The 737-nt window shown below is 45.7% G+C and carries 1 protein-coding gene; it reads right to left on the bottom strand.

Annotation, left to right across the window (positions count from 1 at the left end):
- The coding region (locus tag A3735_RS22595; protein WP_197485982.1) for an ATP-dependent zinc protease at window positions 1-510 on the bottom strand (510 nt) is incomplete at its 3' end.
- Between the last annotated feature and the right edge of the window lie 227 nt (window positions 511-737).

Below are 737 nucleotides of genomic sequence, written 5' to 3'. Positions count from 1 at the left end.
GAGCAGGGCGATCTTAAGACCACTCTTTTCAGGTTCCTTTTTTCCATAATATCCATCGATTGTTTCTTGTGAAATTGCACCCATCAAGTCTTCTTGTTCAGGGTCAACAAGCATCCGGCCTACCATAGCTTCTCTCCCAAGAAGCATTCTGAAACCCATGGAGTCTCTATTAGCAAGCGTTAACTCTACTTCCCAAATCATTTCACCAATTTTTAGTGGCGCTTGCACAACAAAACGGGTTTCTGAGACGCCACTAGAGCTTTTAACAACTCGCTTGTCTATGATCGGGCGCTCACACCTGATAACTGTACGGCGATTATTCTGAAGCGGGTGCACTTCAAAACTCACCCATGCAGCCCCATCTCTACGAAATTGCTGAATGTTGAAAGCATGAATAGACGATGTTTTTGCCCCCGAATCCACACGCGCTTTTATGGCCGGGATTCCTAGCTCGGGAAATGCGCACCACTCCTCGCTACCAATGACTACTTTGTTATCGCTTGGTGACATAGGTGACTCCGGTGTGCGAATAGGTTGAATATAAAAGACGTATAGCGTTACTGGTGAGGGAACGGAATCACTAATCAGTGGATTCAGTTTCCTCAGGGTCGCATGTTTGCCAAATACCATCACTATCTTGATAGGAGCCGTATTGAGCGCATTGCTCTTCTTTAGTTTGAGGTTCTTCTGCGAGAGAAAAGTTCGGAATCAACATAGGTATGACCAAGGCCAGAACA

The organism is Oleiphilus sp. HI0061, from assembly GCF_001635675.1.
The sequence above is the reverse complement of the archived record's forward strand: the minus strand, read 5'-3'. Positions and strand labels throughout refer to the sequence as shown.